The following is a 16,902-nucleotide window of genomic DNA, read 5'->3' as shown; positions in this document are numbered from 1 at the left end:
GTACCGGCCACCGCGGCCGGACGCCGCCCCGGGTACCCCACCGGGCCCGGGTGAACCGGGCTCCCGGCCCGGCGCCTGCCCCGGCCGACGGGCACCCGCCCCGCCACCGCCTCGGCTGCCGGGCGCCCGGTGCCGCGCCCGGCCCGACCGCCGGGCTCCCGGCCCCGCCACCGCCTCGGCCGCCGGGTGCCCGGCGCGGGGGCCGTCACGACGACTCCCGCGCGGCCACCGCCCCGTCCGGAGCCGCGAGGCGGATCAGACGCTGCGCCTCCGCGACCAGCGCACCGACGGCGAGCCACTGCTCGGAGCCCTCGGCCGTCATGACGCGCTTGAGGCCGTCCAGCGCCGACCGGGCCCGGGCGCCCGCCGCGGCCCTTTCCTCGTCGTCCGAGTCCTCCCCGGGGCCTGGCGGGTGCAGACGCCGGTCGCGGTCCGTCTCGCAGACCGTGGCGACGGCGCGCAGCAGCTCCGCCAGACAGGACAGGGCCGCGTCCGGCGCGGCGGCCAGCCGGCGGTCCTCGCCCGCCTGGTCGGCCAGCAGCCCGACCAGGCCGGTCAGCCGGCTGGTGAAGCGTTCCCAGTAGGTGTCGTGCTCCAGCGGGGGCGGCGGCCCCACGTTTCTGCGCATGCGCCGGCCGGGGTTGAAGCGGTAGCTCTCCCGGTTCCACAGGCGGGCGTTGTGCAGGGACTGGAGGGAGGCGGTGAGCCGGTCGGCCCGGTTCTGCCAGCGCGCCGCGTCCTCGCTGTCGTACCCCTTCTCGATGTCGTCGGCCATCTCCCGGAGCAGCTGCGCGCAGTCCCGTCCCAGCCCGGCCAGTGACTGCTGCACGTCCCGCAGATGCACGGGCGGGAGCAGGAGGGCGTTGACGGCGATGCCGATGACCGCGCCCACACCGGCCTCGGCGAGCCGGTGCAGGATGTCGGCGCCGGAGTACGAGCCGTAGGTCAGCACGAACACGACCGTCGCGGGCGCGTAGACCGCCTGGTCGCCGAAGCGTGTGTAGGTGCCCAGCAGAGCCGCGGGCGGGAGGGCGAGGGCCATCGCCGCCATCTGGTTGCCCGTGAGCACGGCCGCTCCGGCGGCGAGCAGGGTGCCCGCGGTGATGAGGACGAGCTGCTGCGCGCCGGTGCGGACCGACCGGTAGACCGTGCCCTGGACCAGGGCGACGGCCGTCCACGGGGCCATCAGCGCCATCGGCGCCTGCCACCACCAGCCCGCCACGGCCCAGGCGAGGACGGCCGCGCCCGCAGCCTTGAGGGCCTGCACGGCGGTGTCGCGTTCCCGGCCCGGCACGGCGACCGCGCGCCGCACCGAGGTGGCGACCGCCTCGGCCTCCCAGGCTGCGCTGCGCGGCCACATCCGGAGGTGCCGGGTCATGGGAGACCCCGGGAGGATCGGGGGCGTGCGGGGAAGGGGTGAATGCTCATGGCAGGCGGGTGCCCGCACCGGCGGATTCCACCGCTCCGGACCCCCTCGCCGGTCCCCCGGGGGCACCGGAACCCGGCCGGCTGCGCCCGGGGCAGGTCCGCCCGCCCCGGGACGCCTCCTGCGCCCCGCACGGAGACGTCCGGTGGAGTGGGCGGCGGGGCCGCGTCGCGGCGGAGCCGATCCCCGGCCCCGCCAGGCGTCCCCGCGGCCCTGCCGGGCGAGCGGCCGACCGGGCCCGTTCCGGTCCGTCCGCGCCTTGGGGCGCGGCGGGGACGCACCCGTCGGACGCCCGGGTCCCGCGGCTGCGGACCGTGCGGCTCACTCGGGAGGCGGCAACAGAGGGCCGAGAGGGCCCAGATCGAGGTTGAGGTCCTCCAGGGTGAGGCCGTGCTCCTCGCACAGGCCGCGCATCCGGTCGTGCAGCAGCATCAGCGACAGCCCGAGGCGTTCCTCCTGCTCCTCCGTGAGGTCGCCCTGGTCGACGCGGTGCAGGGCCTGGCGTTCCATCAGCTGGCGGAGGAGTTCGACGAGGGTGAGGACCAGGCGCATCAGGTCCCGCTCGACGGTGTCGGGGTCCGCGGTGATCCGGCGGGCCGGCGCGCGGTCGCCCGGCGGTGCGGTGAGGTCACGGGGAGTGGCCGGGAGCAGCCGCAGGGCGCGCGCCGTGGCCCGGGCGACCTCCTCGCGCCGGGCGGCCGGGTCGCCCGCCGGCGTTCGGGCGCCGGGGCGCGGGGCCGGGGTCACGGGGTCCCGCCGTAGTCGTCGGGGTCGGCCGGGGCCCACGGCGACGGGGTCGACGGGGTGACGGACACGACCAGGGCGCGCAGGGACACGCGGACGAGGTCGATGTCGGCGACGGAGAGCACCACGTCCCCGGTGATGACGGCCCCGCCCGTGAGCAGCCGGTCCAGGAGGTCGATCAGCGCCACCTGCCGCTCGGGCAGCGGGTCCGCCGCCGTGGGGGCGGGAGCGGGGGAGGCGGTGACGGGCAGCTCGTCGGTCACGGCCGCCCCTCCTGCGCGCCCCCGCCGGAGCCGTCCTCACGGCCCTCGTCGTCCCCCACGGGCACCCCGCCCGTGAACGAGTACGGCGCCCACGGGCCGGTGACCTCCACCCGGACGCCGTCCAGGCCCTCGGCCGCCCGGCCTACCGCCTCCCGGAAAGCCCCGCCGTACGCCCCGGGCACCAGATACGCGTCGTTGAGCACGTTCTCGTCGGTGGTCCCGGCCAGCGACCCGCTCTGCGGCCGGTGCCGGGCCCGGGCCACGGCGTACCGGGACGCCTCCGTCTGCACCTGGGACGCGGTGGTCGCCGCGTTCCGCCGCACGGCCGTGCGGGCGCCCTCCTGGGCGCGCCGCTGCCGCAGATAGGAGCGGCCGGGCGCGCCGGGCGTCTCCGCCGCCGGGTCCGGCACCGCCCCGGGGGCGGGCGCCACGGCGTAGACCTTCACGCCCCATTCGGCGCGGCCCGTCAGCCGGTCCAGAGCCGCCGCGAGTTCCGTGCCGTGCTCGCGCAGGACCCGGCGTGCCCCCGCCGCGTCCAGGTACACGGTGGCCAGCCGCAGGGGCAGCACGGTGGTCCGGGCCGCGAGCGCGTCGACGACGGCGTGGTGGGCGCGGGCGATGGCCGTCAGCCGGTCCAGATCCTCCAGCTGCCGCTTCAGCGCCTCCTCGTCGAAGTCCGCGGCCGGCACGGCGCTCACGGCGAGCACCAGGCCGGGTGCGGAGTCGTCGCCGATCAGCGAGACGGGCGCCCCGGCCACCCCGGCGAGCGGTGACACCGCCTCGGCCAGGCCGCCCGCCGACCGCGCCACGGCGTAGGCGTAGGCGACCCGCCGCCCGGCCGGTTCCCCCGGCGCGGTCCGCTCGGTCGCCCCGGTCCGCTCGGTCGCCCCGGTCTGCTCAGCCGTCATCGCGGCGCTCCCGCCGGCTCCGCCGCTCCGTGACCGCCCGCGGGGACTCCTCGCCGCTGCGCAGCGCGTCGATCTCGGCGCGCAGCCGTTCGTTCTCCTCCGCGAGGGAGCGCCGGGCGCGCTCGTCGCGGGGCAGGTCACGGGGCGGACGGGCCCGGGAGGAGAGGGAGGGGTCGTGCTCCCACCAGTCGATGCCCATCTCCTTGGCCTTGTCGACCGAGGCGACCAGCAGCCGCAGTCTGATGGTGAGCAGTTCGATGTCCAGCAGGTCGATCCGGATGTCCCCGGCGATCACGATGCCCTTGTCGAGCACCCGTTCCAGGATGTCGGCGAGGTTGGCGGAGGAGCCCTGCGCGTACGGGGGCGCCGCCCGGCCGGGATAGGTGCCGAGGCCCCCGGAGGCGGGGCCGGGTGCTGCGGGAGTCGGTTCGGTCACGGCGGCATCAGCCTTCCGGGCTCAGGAGCCCTGTCCGGCGCCCGGCGGGGGTCCCTCGGGTCCCGTCCGGTGCGCCTGCAGGGCCTCCAGCCGGTCGAGGAGTTCGTCCTCCTCGCGGTCGAAGGTCTCCTCGTCGATCTCCCCGGCGAGCAGCCTGCGTTCCAGCTCGGCGAGGGCGGCGTGCACGGGCGCCGGGTCGTAGTACTCGGACTCGGCGGCCTCCTGGACCTGTTCGGCCACCCACACCACCCCCCGGACCGGGGCGAGCGGCAGGGTGACGAGCTGGGTGAGCAGTCCCATCGCGGGGTCCTCCTCAGTTCGGTCGGGTCCTCGGACCCTTCGATCGGGTCCTCGGACTGCGGACGAGCCTCCTCGGACTGCTTGGCCGGGTCCTCGGACCGCGGACGAACCTCCTCGGATCTCAGACGAAGCTGTAGGGCGGCAGCGGGCCGTTGAGCCGGAACTCGAAGTCCTCGCCCATCTGGTTGGCCACGCTCAACTCCGTGGTCAGGAACATCTCCTCCTGATCGTCCGGCACCAGCAGGGACACGTTGAGGAAGTCGTCGCCCGAGGTCTTCGCCATGTGCAGCTCCCGCGAGTACGGGCGCAGCGCCTCCACGACCCCGGAGGCCAGCGCCTCCTGCCGGGCCCGCACCTCCACCGCGACCATCTCGCCGAGGCGCAGCGGCGCGTCGGGCCCCGCGCTGCCCGCACGGATCTCCCGGTTCAACTCACGTGCCTCCGAGGACGACTCCAGCACCTGGCGGAGCATCGGCTCCTCCTCCTGCCGCACCTTCAGGTTGTACTCGGCACAGCCGGTCACGGAGGACAGACGCTCGGTGTACTGCGCGGCCCGCTCGGCGAGTGCCTCGCGGACCGCCTCGTCGTCGGGGGCGACGAGCCCGAAACGGAGGGGCAGCACCGGCCCGTCGGCCATCAGCCCGTTCTGCACCCCCTGATGGGCCTGGAGGTCGCGCCGCTTGGGGCGCAGGCCGTCCGGCGCGTCGCTGACCACGGCGGCGAGCCCGCTGCCGCGGACCAGCCGCAGGGCCCCGGGCGGGTCCCCGACACCGGTGAGCCCGTCGATCTGCGCCGGGTGCTGTCCGTCGACGACGGAGTACACGTACACGGTCATCTGCTGCTCCCTCTCACTCCCTCTGCCGGGACGTGGTGCGTGCCCGGCGGGCGGGCTTGCGGGCCGCGCGGCGCGGGCGTTCGGCGGGCTCGGGCTCCGGCTCCTCCTCGGCGGCCCGGTCCTGCGCGTCGTCCTCGGCGCCCTCGTCCTCGGCTTCGTACTCGTCCTCGGCTGCGTACTCGGCTTCGTACTCGTCCTCGTCGTCGGACGAGGAGCGGGACCCGCCGGGGAGGGCGTCGGTGACCGCTTCCACGGCGCCGGAGAGCGCCCCCTTGGACTTGCCCTTGGCGCCGCCCTCCACGGTGTCGCCGACGATGTCGGTGAGCTGGGCGGGGGCCTTGTTCCCGGACTCCAGGTCGAGGCGGTTGCACGCCTCGGCGAAGCGGAGGTAGGTGTCGACGCTGGCCACGACGATCCGGGCGTCGATCTTGAGGATCTCGATGCCCACCAGGGAGACCCGGACGAACACGTCGATCACGAGCCCGCGGTCCAGGATGAGTTCGATGACGTCGTACAGGCTGCCGCGCTCCTGGGGTGCGCTGCCGCTCTGCGGCACCACGGTCATGGGTGCCTCCCTTCAAGTCCGGGCGAACGGTCAGTCGCGCCGGTCGATCTGTCCCCGTGTGTACCGCCGGGTCCTTTCGTAGCCGACGAGTTCGCCGTCCCGGTCGAGCGTGACGTGGTAACTGCCGAGGACGCTCGTCGTCTCGGGGACGCGTTCCAGTTCCAGGACCTCCACGTCCGCCTCCCAGCCGTCGTCCGTGCGCCGGAGGGCGGACACCGACTCGGGGGCCCGGCCCAGCAGCTCCTGGAGGCTGCCTGCGGCGGAGCGCATCGCCTGCGCCGCGTCCGTGTTCTTCCCGGCGGCCCGGGCCTTGTCGGTCCTGCCGGCCTGTCCGGCGGCCCCGGCCCGCCCGGTTCTTCCGGCTTTCCCGGCCGGCTTGCGTTCGCTGCCGGAACGGCGATCGGTGGCCATGGTCGTCCTCGGTGGTCGTCCTCGGTGGTCGTTCCTGGTGGTCCCGTGGTCCGGGCACGCGGTCCCGGGTACCCGCCCGCGAGTGAAACAGACAATAGAATCATATGTGGATGAATCCTTCGCGGTAGGGCAGGGTGCTAAGTGGCGGACGGGTGACAGATCCGCCGTGCGGGCCGCGGCCGCGGGCCGCCGCCCCGGGCGGGCGCTGCGGGAGCCCTCCGCCCTGCCGAAGGGAATCCCGATGGATGACACGACCAAGATCGGGCTGGCCGCCGCCGTCGCGGGCGGCTATGTGCTCGGTAGGACCAGGAAGGGGCGGCTCGCGCTCACCGTGATCGGGCTGGTCGCGGGCCGAAAACTCGCGCTCGATCCCAAACAGCTTCTGGAGCAGGGCGCCCGCCGTCTGGCCTCCCATCCCCAGGTCTCCCAACTGGGGGACCAGCTCAAGGGCGAGGTCTTCGAGGCGGGGCGCTCGGCGCTCTCCGCGACGGCCGACCGCCGTCTCGCGGGCCTCGCGGACTCCCTGCACGAGCGCACGCTGCGGCTGGGGGACACGTCCCGTGGCGATGAGGACGAGGAGAGTGAAGAGGACGAGGAGGAGCCCCCCGAGGACGCCTATGAGGACGAGGAGGGGGAGGAGGAGCCGAGGCGCAGCAGGCGTCGGCGGAGTTCCCAGGAGGGTGGCGGCGGTTCCGGATCCCGCTCCGCGCCGAAGAAGCCATCGGCCAAGAAGCCACCGGCCAAGAAGGCCGCCGCGAAGAAGGCCGCCGCCAAGAAGACCGCCGCCAAGAAGACCGCCGCGAAGAAGACCGCCACGAAGAAGACGGCCGCCAAGAAGACCACGGGTCGGCGGAGGTAGTGCCATGGCCACCGGACAACGCGGGAAGGCGTCCGACCAGACCTCCGGACTGGATCTGCTGAAGGGCGAACTGGCCGACCATGTGTCGGCCCGGGTGACTGCACTCGCCGAGCGGGCGGGCGACCGGCTCGCCGATCTCGCCGACGACCTCCTCGATGTCGCCGACAACGGAGGCGTGCTGCCCGAGGCCGGGCTGCGCGTTCTCCAGGGCGAGTCCCCGCTCAAGGCCTTCATGGGTGAGAAGGCCAAGGGCCTCAAGGAGAACGTGGTCGGCAAGGTGAAGGACGTGTTCGGCAAGGGCGGGGGAGGAGGCCGCAAGGCCGGGAGCACCAAAGTGATGAACATCGTGGAAGTCCTGGACGTGGGCGTGCCGTTGCGCAGCGCCTACGACCACTGGACGCAGTACGAGGAGTTCAGCTCGTTCACCAAGGGCGTGCGGAGCGTGTCCCAGAGCGACGAGACCAGCAGCGACTGGAAGGTCAAGGTCGGACCCTCGACCCGGGGGTGGAAGGCCACCGTCGAGGAGCAGATACCCGACGACCGGATCGTGTGGACGTCGGAAGGGGCCAAGGGCTCCACGCGCGGCTGTGTGTCCTTCCATGAACTCGGTCCGACGCTCACCCGGATCGTCCTGGTCGTCGAGTACTACCCCTCCGGCTTCTTCGAGAAGACCGGCAACCTCTGGCGTGCCCAGGGGCGGCGGCTTCGCCTGGACTTCAAGCACTTCCAGCGGTACGTCACCTTCGCCGAGGAGGAGGCCGAGGGCTGGCGCGGCGAAATCCGGGACGGCGAGGTCGTCCGCACCCACGAGGAGGCCGTCGAGGAGGAGGAACAGGCCGGGGACGACAGCCGGGACGAGGGCGAGGGCGAATACGAGGACGAGTACGACGAGGACGCGGAAGGCGCCGAGGACGAGGCGGAGGACGTCTGGGACGAGGAGGGCGAGGAGGAGGAAGACGAGAGCGGGGAACCGGAGGACGAGGAAGACGAGGACGAGGTGGAGACCGCCCGGCGCTGAGCTGCGCCCCTTCAGCCGTCTGCAGGCAGGCAGTGGGTGACGTACTGAAGCACCGCGTCGTGCACCCGGTATCGCACCCGCCCGTATGCGTCGGCGCCGTCCGCGTGGACCAGTTGCAGGGACATCAGCTCGTCGAGGAGATCCGCCGCCGCGGCCGGTCCCGGGGCCGCGTGCGGCACCAGTCCGTCCGCGGTGAAGCCCTCCGTTGCCGTGCGCAGCCGTCGCAGGGAGGCCCGGACCGCGACCGGCAGCACCCCGTGGCAGGCCGCCACGCTCGCCTGCAGGGACAGGTCCCCGATGCGCAGGAAGCGGATGCGGTCCCGGCCGTCGGCCAGCCGGGCCGCCAGGTCGCCGAGGGAGCGGTGCGGACGGGCCGAGAGCCACAGTCCGGCGATGTGCAGGGCCAGCGGCAGCCGGGCGCAGCAGCGCACCAGCTCGGCCGCGGCCGCCGGTTCCGCCCGGGTGCGCGTGGCGCCGACCAGTTCCTCCAGCAGCGCCAGGGCGTCCGGCTCGGTCAGGACGCCGATCCGCCGCCGGAACGGGGACTCCAGCGCGGGCAGTTCGCGCCGCGCGCCCGCCAGGACGGCGCTGTGGCCGCCGTCCACGAGGAGCGGCCGGATCTGCGCCTCGCTGTCCGCGTTGTCGAGGACGACCAGGACCCGTCGGCGGCTGAGCGCGTCCCGCAGCCGCGCGGCCGCCTCCTCCGGCCCGCCGGCGGGCGGCACGGCGCCCAGGGAGCGCAGCACCCTGCGCACCAGCGCGTCCGGGGGGAACGGGGCGGCGGACGTGGCCGGATGAAGGTCCACGAAGACCTGGCCGTCCGGGAAGCGGTCGCGCGCGCCGTGCGCCGCCGCCAGGAGCAGCGCGGTCCGTCCGCCGCCGGGCGGACCGACGACGACGGCAGGCCGGCCGCGGTCGCCGTGGTCCGGGGCCGTCAGATGCGCCCGGAGCGCGTCGACGTGCGTCCGTCTGCCGACGAGCCGGTGGCGCGGGGGCGGGGGCAGCTCCGCCGGGAGCGGGCCCGTGGGCCGGGCGGGGCGGGGGAGGCTCACGGGGGAGGGGTGCCCGGGTAACAGCCCGACGTCCGCGGGCCGTACGCCCAGGGCCTCGGCGAGCAGGAGCAGGGACTGCTTGCGGGGGCGGGCGGTGTGACCGGTCTCCAGATTGCGGATGGCCCGCACACTCACCCCGGACCGCTCCGCCAGGGCCTCCTGGGTGAGGCAGGCGGCCTCGCGTGCGGTGACCAGGGCGGTCACCAGGGTGTCCAGCGAGGGCGGGTCGCCCGGTGCGCCCGCCTCCCGGTCCTGGGGGCCCCGCCAGGGACCGGCGGCGGCCTTGGGGTGGCGGCCCGCGGGTGCGCCCCCGGTGGTCCGGAGCCGCCCGGTGGCAACGCGCTGTTCTGTCACGACATCCCTGGATCGATGTGGTGGGCCAGGAGGTGTCCGGAGGCCCGCAGGGCTCCCGTTATAACCCGCGGCAGCCCTGTGGTCTAGTCCAACTGGGCGTGTCGCGGGCGGGTGGCCGCCGCGAGCCGTCAGGGTGCCGGGCGTCCTCAACGCCCGCTCCCCGGGGCCGCCTTGACGCTGCGAAAAGTCTAGGCCAAGCTCCCCGTGGCGGTTCCGGGACGCACCATGACCCGGTGCGCGGACCCCGGGCCGCCGCTGCGACGGGCACAGTCCATCTCCGAGTGCGTCGTCGAGGGCGTCGCGGACCCGCCGCTCGTCCGACGTGTCCCGACCCCGATGACCCCCATCCCGCGACAAGGCTGCGCGCGGCCCGGACGGCCGCTCCGTGAAGGGACGAACCCCCCGATGACGACATTCGCCACTGCCGACGACACCCTCACCCGGGACGCCCTCGCGGTGCTCCAGCCCGGCTTCGCCGGCACCACCGCGCCCGACTGGGTGCGCCGCCGGGTCGGCGAAGGGCTCGCCTCCGTCGCCCTGTTCGGGCGCAACGTGACGTCCCGGGATCAGGTCGCGGCGCTCACCGCCGAGTTGCGCGCCGAGCGGGACGACCTGCTGGTCGCCATCGACGAGGAGAGCGGTGACGTCACGCGCCTGGACGTGCGCACGGGCTCCTCGTTCCCCGGCAGCCTCGCCCTCGGCGCCGTGGACGACCCGGAACTCACCCGGGGCGTCGCCCGTGAACTGGGCCGCCAACTGGCCGCGTGCGGCGTCAACTTCAACTGGGCGCCGTCCGCCGACGTGAACGCCGACCCGGACAACCCGGTCATCGGCGTGCGCTCCTTCGGCGCGGACACCGCGCTCGTCGCCCGGCACACCGCGGCGTACGTCGAGGGCATGCAGGCGGCCGGTGTCGCCGCGTGCACCAAGCACTTCCCCGGGCACGGCGACACCAGTGTGGACTCCCACCACGCCCTCCCGCGTATCGACGTGGACGAGGAGACCCTGCGCACCCGCGAACTCGTGCCCTTCCGCGCCGCCGTCGAGGCGGGCACCCGCGCGATCATGAGCGCGCACATCCTGGTCCCCGCCCTGGATCCGGAGCGCCCCGGCACCGTCTCGCGGCGTATCCTCACCGAGCTGCTGCGCGGGGAGCTGGGCTACGACGGGCTGATCGTCACCGACGGCATGGAGATGCGCGCCATCTCGGGCACCTACGGCCTGGAGCGCGGTGTCGTCCTGGCCGTCGCGGCGGGTGCCGACGCCATCTGCGTGGGCGGCGGACTGAACGACGAGGGCACGGTGCTGAGCCTGCGGGACGCGCTGGTCGCCGCCGTGGCCTCTGGTGAACTGCCCGAGGAGCGGCTGGCGGACGCCGCCGACCGGGTCCGCCGGCTCGCCCGCTGGACCGCGGGGGCGCGGGCGGATGCCGGGGCCGCGGCCGACCCGGAGATCGGGCTGCGCGCCGCGCGCCGCGCGGTCACGGTGACACGTGCCGGGTCCGCGGCGCCCGTCACCGGGCCGGTGCACGTGGCGACCTTCGCCCCGGAGCCGAACATCGCGGTGGGCGACGAGACCCCCTGGGGCCTGGACGCGGACCTGGCACGCCTGCTGCCGGGCACCCGCGGCGGGGCGTACCGCGGGCCCGGTGCGGGCGCCGAGGCACTGGCGGCGGCCGGGAACCGCCGGATCGTCGCGGTCGTCCGCGACGAGCACCGGCACCCCTGGATGCGCTCCGCCCTGGACGCACTCCTCGCCGCCCGCCCGGACACCGTGGTGGTGGAGATGGGCGTACCGCAGTCCCCGCCGCGCGGCGCCCTGCACCTCGCCACCCACGGCGCGGCCCGGGTCTGCGGCACGGCGGCGGCCGAGCGGATCGTGGAGGGCTGACACCGGGGGCGGGGGCGTCGGAGGGGGCGGTGGAGCCCGCCGCCGGGCGCGGCCGGGGCGGGACCGTCGCGGGACCGGCAACTGGCAGGCAATTGACGGCAACTTGGGCCGGTGGCGGTTGACTCCCGCAATTGGTCCAGGCCAGCTTGAGGGAACCTCAGTTCGATCATCAGAGCCGGTCTGGGGTTCTGCCACTCGGCGCCACCGACCCTTCCCGAGCCCTGGAGTGCTGGCATGCCGACTCCTGCCCCCTCCCCTTCCCCGTACCTCCACCGGGCCGCCTCCGCGCGTCCCTACTTCAGCGCGGACGGCGAGACCTACCTCACGCCCACGCCGCTGCGCGACCTCCGCAAGACCCTGCCCCTGCGGGTGCTGTCCGAGGAGGACTTCGCCTTCTGGCAGACCTACGGCTATGTCGTCGTCCGGGGCGCCGTCACCCCGGGCGAGGCCAAGAGCCTCCTCGCATTCGCCTGGGAGTTCCAGGGACTCGACCCGGACAGGCCCGACACCTGGTACCGGGAGCGGACCTTCCGCTCGGACCTCGACCGCGATCTGTACGTCTACGGCTTCGTCGAGGCGTACCACCACCAGCTCCTCTGGGACACCCGCCAGTCGCAGCGCGTCCACGACGCCTTCGCCGACGTGTGGGACTGCGAGGAGCTGTGGGTCACCCTGGACCGGCTCAACCTGAACCCGCCGAACAGGGGAAACCGCTCCCGCTCCCTGATCGAGCCCACCGACGAGGGCTTCGACATCGAGCTGCACTGGGACGTCGACACCACCCTCGGCGTGCTGCCGCAGCGCGTCCAGGGCATCCTCGCCCTCAACGACACCGAGCCCGAAGCCGGCGGCTTCCAGTGCGCGCCCGAACTCTTCCGCCGCTTCGAGGAGTGGCGGATCGCGCAGCCACCCGGCCGCGACCCCGTCCGGCCCGGCGCCGACCGCGCCGAGTTCCCCGTGGTGCGCCCCGACCTCCAGGCCGGCGACCTGCTCATCTTCAACGGGCTGCTCGCCCACGGCGTCGCGCCCAACCTCTCCGCGAACCAGGTCCGGGCCGTGCAGTACCTCTCGATGATGCCCGCCCTGGAAGAGCACACCGAACTGCGCCGCTCCCGCGTCGAGTCCTGGCGGACCCTCGCCACCCCCGGCTGGAACGGCACCCTTCTCGGGGACGCCGACCGGCACGAGTCCCAGCGCTACGGCCCCGCCGAGCTGAACGGTCTGGGCCGCAGGCTGCTCGGGCTGGACCCCTGGAGCGGACAGGAGCCCGCCCGGTGACCGAACGCCTCGACCCCGCACGCCCGGTGGCCGCAGATCCCACTCCCGCAAGCCCGGCGACCGAACGCCCCACCCCCGCAAGCCCGGTGACCGAACGCCCCGGCCCCGCACGCTCTGCCGCCCGGCGCCCCGCCCCCGCGCCGGCCGCCGACGACGCCCCGATCTGCCTCACCCTGCCCACCAACCGGGCCTGCTCCGCCACCCTGGCCGCCACCGCCGCCGAGGCGGCCCACGCCGCCCGCGCCTTCGGCACCGAGGTCCGCCTGCTGGTCCTGGACTCCGCCCCCGAGGCCGTCCGGGCCGAACACGCCCGTGTCCTGGCCGCCCTGCCCGCCGCCCCCGGCGTCACCGTGCACCACCTGGACGAGGCCCGGCAGCGCGCGCTGCTGCGGGAGACGATCCGCCGGACCGGACTCGCCGGACCCGAGCGCCTCCTCGGACTGCTGCTCCCCGACGCCGTCTCCTACGGCGCCTGCACCGACCGCGCCTTCCTCCTCGCCGCCGCCCTCGGCTGCCGCTCCGTGCACCGCAGGGACTCGGACAGCCGTTACCAGACCCTGGACGGGCAGCCGGTCTTCCCCGTGCACCACGAAGTCGCCTCCCTGGGCAGACGGGCAACCGAGGCGTCCGCCGCCGTCACCCGCGTGCGGCTCGACCCGGCGCACGCCCACCGGCCCGTCTCCCTCGCCGGCGCCTCCTTCATCGGCGCGCCCTCCGTGGACCTCGCCGAGATGGAACGGCTGGACGAGGGGGTGTACCACGAGGTCGTCGGCCTCTGGGCGCCCGGCGGCCTGCCCGGGGAGCGCAAGCGCGCGCTGGTGGCGGAGTCCTTCCGGGGCGCCGGGACCGAGCCCTTCACCGGCGACGACACCACCCTGACCCTGGTCGACCCCATGCGGGTGGACATGTGCAACATCGCCTTCGACCGGTCGGTGTACGAACGGGTGCCGCTGCCGCCCGCGACCGACACCATCGGCAGCGACTACTTCCTCCTCCACCTGGTGCACGACGCGACCCTCCCCGGTGTGCTGCACAACCGCCACATCGAGAACTTCCACACCCCCCAGCGCCGTACCGACGCCGGCTTCCTCGCGTACCAGACGCGTTTCGTGAAGTTCCTGCTCTCCATGCTCTACTTCCACGCCGTCTACGCCGCCCTCGCCGAGGCCGGCCCCGCCCTGCTCGACGCGGACGACCGGCTGCGCCCCGAGGCCGTCTCCGCGCTGCTGCGCGCGAGCACCGGCCTGGACCGCGCCGAGAACCACTGGCGGCTGGACCGCGTCGACACCTGCTACCGCAAACTCGGCGGCCGCTACGCCCACTTCGCGGACCTGATCGCGGACCGGCGGGAGGCCCTGCTCGACGAAGCCCAGCGGGACATCGAGGACTTCGCCCTGCTGACCGATGTCTGGGGCCCGCTGATGCGGGTCGCCCGCGAGGCCGGCTTTGGGGGTGCGGAGGGGTGAACGCCCAGGTACCCGCCCGGCTGGCCACCGCCCTCGCCGCCGCGCCCTCGGACCGGCTCGTCCTCGACCTCGCCGGAATCGCGGACGCCCACCGGCGGCTGACCCGTGAACTCCCGGGCGCCGCCGTCCGCTTCGCGGTCAAGTCCTGCCCCGTCGACGAGGTCCTGACCTGCCTCGCCGGAGCGGGAGCGGGCTTCGACGCGGCGAGCCCCGCCGAGATCGCCCAGGTCCTGCGCCTGGGCGTGCCCGCCCGGCTGATCCACTACGGCAACACGGTGAAGTCCGACGCGGAGATCGCCGAGGCCCACCGCCTCGGCATCCGGACCTTCGCCACCGACAGCGTCGAGGACGTGACGGCGGTCGCCGCGTACGCCCCCGGCGCCCGGGTGTTCTGCCGCCTCGCCACCAGCGGCGACGGCGCCCTGTGGGGGCTCAGCCACAAGTTCGGCTGCTCGCCCGAGGGGGCCGTGCGGGTGCTGACCGCCGCCCGGGCCGCCGGACTGACACCGGCCGGTCTCTCCGTCCACGTCGGCTCCCAGCAGATGACCACCGAGGCATGGACCGAGGCCGCCGAGACCCTGGCCGGCACCCTGCTCGCGCTGCGCGCGCACGGTATCGCCCCGGACCACGTCAACCTCGGCGGCGGCCTGCCCGCCGTCGGCTACCTCGACCGGCGGGGCCGCCCGCTCGAACCCCCGCTGGACAAGATGTTCGCCGTCATGCGCGACGGCATGGACCGGCTCCGTCAGGTCAACGGCGGGCCGCTGGCCTTCGTCGTCGAACCGGGCCGCCATCTGGTGGCCGACCACGGCGCCGTCCGGGCGCACGTCAGCCGCCTGACCACCCGCCGGGGGCCCGGCGGGCAGGACGCGCACTGGCTCTACCTCAGCGTCGGCAAGTTCAACGGCCTCTACGAGATGGACCAGTTGTGCCACCGGATGGTCTTCCCCGGACGCACCGGCGAGGCCCTGGTGTCCGCCGTCGTCGCGGGCCCGACCTGCGACAGCGACGACGCCTACGCCGACCCGGCCCAGCGCGTCCCGCGCGGCCTCGCCTCGGGCGACCCGGTCTGGATCCTGTCCGCCGGTGCCTACGCCACCAGCTATATGACACGCGGCTTCAACGGCTTCCCGCCGCTGCCGTACGCCTTGGCGGGCGACGTGACCCCGGCCGCCGCCCCGGCGGAAGGGCGGCAGCGGTGAGCGCCGGCACGCGCGTCCGCCCCGTCCGGGACGCCGACTGGCCGGGGGTCGCCGCCGTGGAGGCCGCCGCGTACGCGGGCACCTCCCTCGTCGAAGGGCGGGCGGCACTGGAGTCCAAGGGCCGGATCTCCCCGGACACCTGCTTCGTCCTGGACCGGGGCGGCCGGATCGCGGGCTACCTCCTCGCCCTGCCCTACCCGCCGTTCCGCTTCCCGGACCTGGCCCGCCCGGAGGCGGCCGCGCACCGGGCGGCCAATCTGCATCTGCACGACCTGGCCGTGGTCCCGGAGCTGCGCGGCCGGGGCTGGGGCGGGCGGCTGCTGGCGCGGCTGACGTCCGGCGCGGACCCCGGCTGGGAGCGGGTCTCCCTCGTCGCGGTGGGCGGGATGGCCGGCTTCTGGGCGTCCCGCGGCTTCCGCGCCCACCCGGAGGTGCCGGTTCCGCCGGACTACGGTGCCGGCGCCGTCTATATGTCCCTCGCCCTGCCCGGCAGCAGCGACGAGGGACACCTCCCCCGTGAATCCCGCGCCGAGCCCCGCCCCGCGGCCCGCCCCCAATCCCGCGCCGAGCCCCGCCCGGCAGCCCGTCCCGAATCCCGCACCGCAGCCCGTACCCAGGAAGGGGGCAGTCTCCCGTGCCCGGTGTCATGAACGGCTTCCGCACGAACGACTTCAGACGGACACAGCTGGCGATCGCGGCCCTGTTCTGTTTCCTCGGCTTCCAGTACGCCACCTGGGCCGCCCGCCTCCCCGCCCTCAAGACGCAACTCGGCCTGAGCGAAGTCGAGATGGGCGTCCTGCTCACCGCCTGCGGGGCGGGGGCGGCGGCCTCCTTCCCCCTGGTCTCCCTGCTGATGCGCCGCCTCGGCTCCCGGCGGCTCGCCCTGCTGTCCGCGCTCTGCCTCGCGGCCCTCCTCCTCGCTCTGGCCGCCGCCCCGAACTACCCGGTCGCCCTGCTCGTGATCTGCGCCGACGGGGTGGCCGTCGGCTGCCTCAACGTGGCCATGAACGCCCAGGGGGCGGCCCTGGAGAAGGCCCACGGGCGGGCCGCCATGGCCCAGCTGCACGCCACTTTCAGCGCGGGGTCCTTCCTCGCCGCCCTGGTCGCGGCCGGTATGCACCTGGTGACCCCGGCCATCGCCCAGCACTTCGCCGTCGCCGCCGTCCTCCTGCTGGGCCTGCTGGGCTGCGCCCGGGCCCGGCTGCTGCCCGACACGGCACCCGGGGAGCAGCCGGCCGGGGCGAAGGAGGCGGCCGGGGCGAAGGAGGCGGCCGGGCGCCGACGGCTGACGGCGCCGACCCGGATCACGCTCTGGCTGGGCGCCGCCATGGTCTGCGGGACGTTGGCCGAGGGCTCGATGAACGACTGGTCCGCGCTCTATCTGAAGAGCGTCGCCGGCGCCCCGGAGCAGCTCGCTCCCATGGGCATCGCGGTCGTCTCCGTGATGATGGTCCTCGCCCGGCTCCTCGGGGACGGCTGGCGCGAACGCTGGGGCGACGCCCGGGTGGTCCGGGTGGGCAGCACGGTCGCGGGCGCGGGTCTGGCCCTCGCCCTGCTCGCCGGGGGAGTGGTCCCCGCGCTGGTCGGCTTCGCCTGTATGGGCCTGGGTCTCGCGGCCGTGACGCCCTGCCTCTACGTCGCCGCCGCGGCCGAGGGCCCCTCCGCGCTGGCGCTGGTCGCCTCCCTGGGCACCACCGGCCTGCTCGCCGGGCCCGCCGTCATCGGCTTCGTCGCCGGGGCCGCCGATCTGCGGTGGGGGATGGGCGTGGTGGCCGCCGCCGCCCTGCTGGTGCCCCTGTGCACGGCCCGGATCCGGTGGGGCACCGCGGCCGGGAAGGAGGCACCGGCCGCCGTGTAGCGGCAGGGGCGGCCGCGCATCGGCAGAGGGCCGCGTA

18 protein-coding genes are annotated in these 16,902 nt (G+C 75.0%); 8 read left to right on the top strand and 10 right to left on the bottom strand.

Annotated elements, in window-relative coordinates:
* Window positions 1-205 precede the first annotated feature (205 nt).
* From C593_RS0122305 to C593_RS0122265, 9 genes are all read right to left on the bottom strand, one after another.
* Window positions 206-1,378, bottom strand: coding sequence for an aromatic acid exporter family protein (locus C593_RS0122305; protein ID WP_018849540.1), 1,173 nt, complete (start codon window positions 1,376-1,378; stop codon window positions 206-208).
* A 369-nt stretch (window positions 1,379-1,747) separates the two neighbouring features.
* Window positions 1,748-2,173, bottom strand: a complete 426-nt coding sequence (locus tag C593_RS0122300; RefSeq protein ID WP_018849539.1) for a gas vesicle protein K — start codon at window positions 2,171-2,173, stop codon at window positions 1,748-1,750.
* Complete coding sequence (locus C593_RS0122295) at window positions 2,170-2,433, bottom strand: gas vesicle protein (protein ID WP_018849538.1); 264 nt, start codon at window positions 2,431-2,433, stop codon at window positions 2,170-2,172. The genes C593_RS0122300 and C593_RS0122295 overlap by 4 nt, the downstream gene beginning before the upstream one ends.
* The gene (locus C593_RS30205; protein WP_018849537.1) at window positions 2,430-3,341 is read right to left on the bottom strand and encodes a GvpL/GvpF family gas vesicle protein; all 912 of its coding nucleotides are present in this window, start codon (window positions 3,339-3,341) and stop codon (window positions 2,430-2,432) included. Before C593_RS30205 ends, C593_RS0122295 begins: the two co-directional genes overlap by 4 nt.
* Window positions 3,331-3,777: a gas vesicle protein gene (locus C593_RS0122285; protein WP_018849536.1), complete on the bottom strand. Its 447-nt coding sequence runs from the start codon at window positions 3,775-3,777 to the stop codon at window positions 3,331-3,333. Before C593_RS0122285 ends, C593_RS30205 begins: the two co-directional genes overlap by 11 nt.
* A gap of 21 nt (window positions 3,778-3,798) precedes the next feature.
* Window positions 3,799-4,077, bottom strand: coding sequence for a gas vesicle protein GvpG (locus tag C593_RS30200; RefSeq protein WP_018849535.1), 279 nt, complete (start codon window positions 4,075-4,077; stop codon window positions 3,799-3,801).
* Between the two features lie 121 nt (window positions 4,078-4,198).
* Complete coding sequence (locus C593_RS0122275; RefSeq protein WP_018849534.1) at window positions 4,199-4,912, bottom strand: GvpL/GvpF family gas vesicle protein; 714 nt, start codon at window positions 4,910-4,912, stop codon at window positions 4,199-4,201.
* 13 nt (window positions 4,913-4,925) lie between these two features.
* Window positions 4,926-5,477, bottom strand: a complete 552-nt coding sequence (locus C593_RS0122270) for a gas vesicle structural protein GvpA (protein ID WP_018849533.1) — start codon at window positions 5,475-5,477, stop codon at window positions 4,926-4,928.
* Window positions 5,478-5,507: 30 nt separating this feature from the next.
* Window positions 5,508-5,888, bottom strand: coding sequence for a gas vesicle protein GvpO (locus C593_RS0122265; protein WP_018849532.1), 381 nt, complete (start codon window positions 5,886-5,888; stop codon window positions 5,508-5,510).
* 241 nt (window positions 5,889-6,129) lie between these two features.
* On the opposite strand from C593_RS0122265, the gene C593_RS33100 reads away from it, so the two are divergent.
* Together C593_RS33100 and C593_RS0122255 are read left to right on the top strand one after the other, a co-directional pair.
* Window positions 6,130-6,747, top strand: coding sequence for a hypothetical protein (locus C593_RS33100; protein WP_026277963.1), 618 nt, complete (start codon window positions 6,130-6,132; stop codon window positions 6,745-6,747).
* Window positions 6,748-6,751: 4 nt separating this feature from the next.
* Entirely contained in the window at window positions 6,752-7,765 is a 1,014-nt protein-coding gene (locus C593_RS0122255; protein WP_018849530.1) for an SRPBCC family protein, read from the top strand.
* An 11-nt stretch (window positions 7,766-7,776) separates the two neighbouring features.
* Here the strand turns inward: C593_RS0122255 and C593_RS0122250 are convergent, their stop codons facing one another.
* Complete coding sequence (locus C593_RS0122250) at window positions 7,777-9,171, bottom strand: helix-turn-helix domain-containing protein (protein ID WP_018849529.1); 1,395 nt, start codon at window positions 9,169-9,171, stop codon at window positions 7,777-7,779.
* Between the two features lie 405 nt (window positions 9,172-9,576).
* On the opposite strand from C593_RS0122250, the gene C593_RS0122245 reads away from it, so the two are divergent.
* From C593_RS0122245 to C593_RS0122220, 6 genes are all read left to right on the top strand, one after another.
* Window positions 9,577-11,061, top strand: a complete 1,485-nt coding sequence (locus C593_RS0122245) for a glycoside hydrolase family 3 protein (protein ID WP_018849528.1) — start codon at window positions 9,577-9,579, stop codon at window positions 11,059-11,061.
* 234 nt (window positions 11,062-11,295) lie between these two features.
* Window positions 11,296-12,339 (top strand): phytanoyl-CoA dioxygenase family protein, encoded by a 1,044-nt coding sequence (locus tag C593_RS0122240; RefSeq protein WP_018849527.1) that lies wholly within the window; start codon window positions 11,296-11,298, stop codon window positions 12,337-12,339.
* A gap of 161 nt (window positions 12,340-12,500) precedes the next feature.
* Complete coding sequence (locus C593_RS0122235) at window positions 12,501-13,805, top strand: DUF6271 family protein (RefSeq protein ID WP_026277962.1); 1,305 nt, start codon at window positions 12,501-12,503, stop codon at window positions 13,803-13,805.
* Window positions 13,802-15,007 (top strand): alanine racemase, encoded by a 1,206-nt coding sequence (locus C593_RS0122230; RefSeq protein WP_018849525.1) that lies wholly within the window; start codon window positions 13,802-13,804, stop codon window positions 15,005-15,007. The genes C593_RS0122235 and C593_RS0122230 overlap by 4 nt, the downstream gene beginning before the upstream one ends.
* Window positions 15,004-15,657, top strand: coding sequence for a GNAT family N-acetyltransferase (locus C593_RS0122225; RefSeq protein WP_018849524.1), 654 nt, complete (start codon window positions 15,004-15,006; stop codon window positions 15,655-15,657). The genes C593_RS0122230 and C593_RS0122225 overlap by 4 nt, the downstream gene beginning before the upstream one ends.
* Window positions 15,654-16,865: an MFS transporter gene (locus C593_RS0122220; RefSeq protein WP_037746719.1), complete on the top strand. Its 1,212-nt coding sequence runs from the start codon at window positions 15,654-15,656 to the stop codon at window positions 16,863-16,865. Before C593_RS0122225 ends, C593_RS0122220 begins: the two co-directional genes overlap by 4 nt.
* Window positions 16,866-16,902 lie beyond the last annotated feature (37 nt).

The organism is Streptomyces sp. CNT372 (assembly GCF_000377145.1).
Note: the sequence above shows the minus strand (reverse complement) of the source record. Positions and strands in the feature narration are given on the sequence as shown.

Coding starts and splice junctions, on each gene's coding strand:
- C593_RS0122275 (WP_018849534.1), bottom strand. CDS start 4,912: ATGACCGTGTACGTGTACTCCGTCGTCGACGGACAGCACCCGGCGCAG.
- C593_RS30205 (WP_018849537.1), bottom strand. CDS start 3,341: ATGACGGCTGAGCAGACCGGGGCGACCGAGCGGACCGGGGCGACCGAG.
- C593_RS0122255 (WP_018849530.1), top strand. CDS start 6,752: ATGGCCACCGGACAACGCGGGAAGGCGTCCGACCAGACCTCCGGACTG.
- C593_RS30200 (WP_018849535.1), bottom strand. CDS start 4,077: ATGGGACTGCTCACCCAGCTCGTCACCCTGCCGCTCGCCCCGGTCCGG.
- C593_RS0122305 (WP_018849540.1), bottom strand. CDS start 1,378: ATGACCCGGCACCTCCGGATGTGGCCGCGCAGCGCAGCCTGGGAGGCC.
- C593_RS0122245 (WP_018849528.1), top strand. CDS start 9,577: ATGACGACATTCGCCACTGCCGACGACACCCTCACCCGGGACGCCCTC.
- C593_RS0122270 (WP_018849533.1), bottom strand. CDS start 5,477: ATGACCGTGGTGCCGCAGAGCGGCAGCGCACCCCAGGAGCGCGGCAGC.
- C593_RS0122240 (WP_018849527.1), top strand. CDS start 11,296: ATGCCGACTCCTGCCCCCTCCCCTTCCCCGTACCTCCACCGGGCCGCC.
- C593_RS0122265 (WP_018849532.1), bottom strand. CDS start 5,888: ATGGCCACCGATCGCCGTTCCGGCAGCGAACGCAAGCCGGCCGGGAAA.
- C593_RS33100 (WP_026277963.1), top strand. CDS start 6,130: ATGGATGACACGACCAAGATCGGGCTGGCCGCCGCCGTCGCGGGCGGC.
- C593_RS0122220 (WP_037746719.1), top strand. CDS start 15,654: ATGAACGGCTTCCGCACGAACGACTTCAGACGGACACAGCTGGCGATC.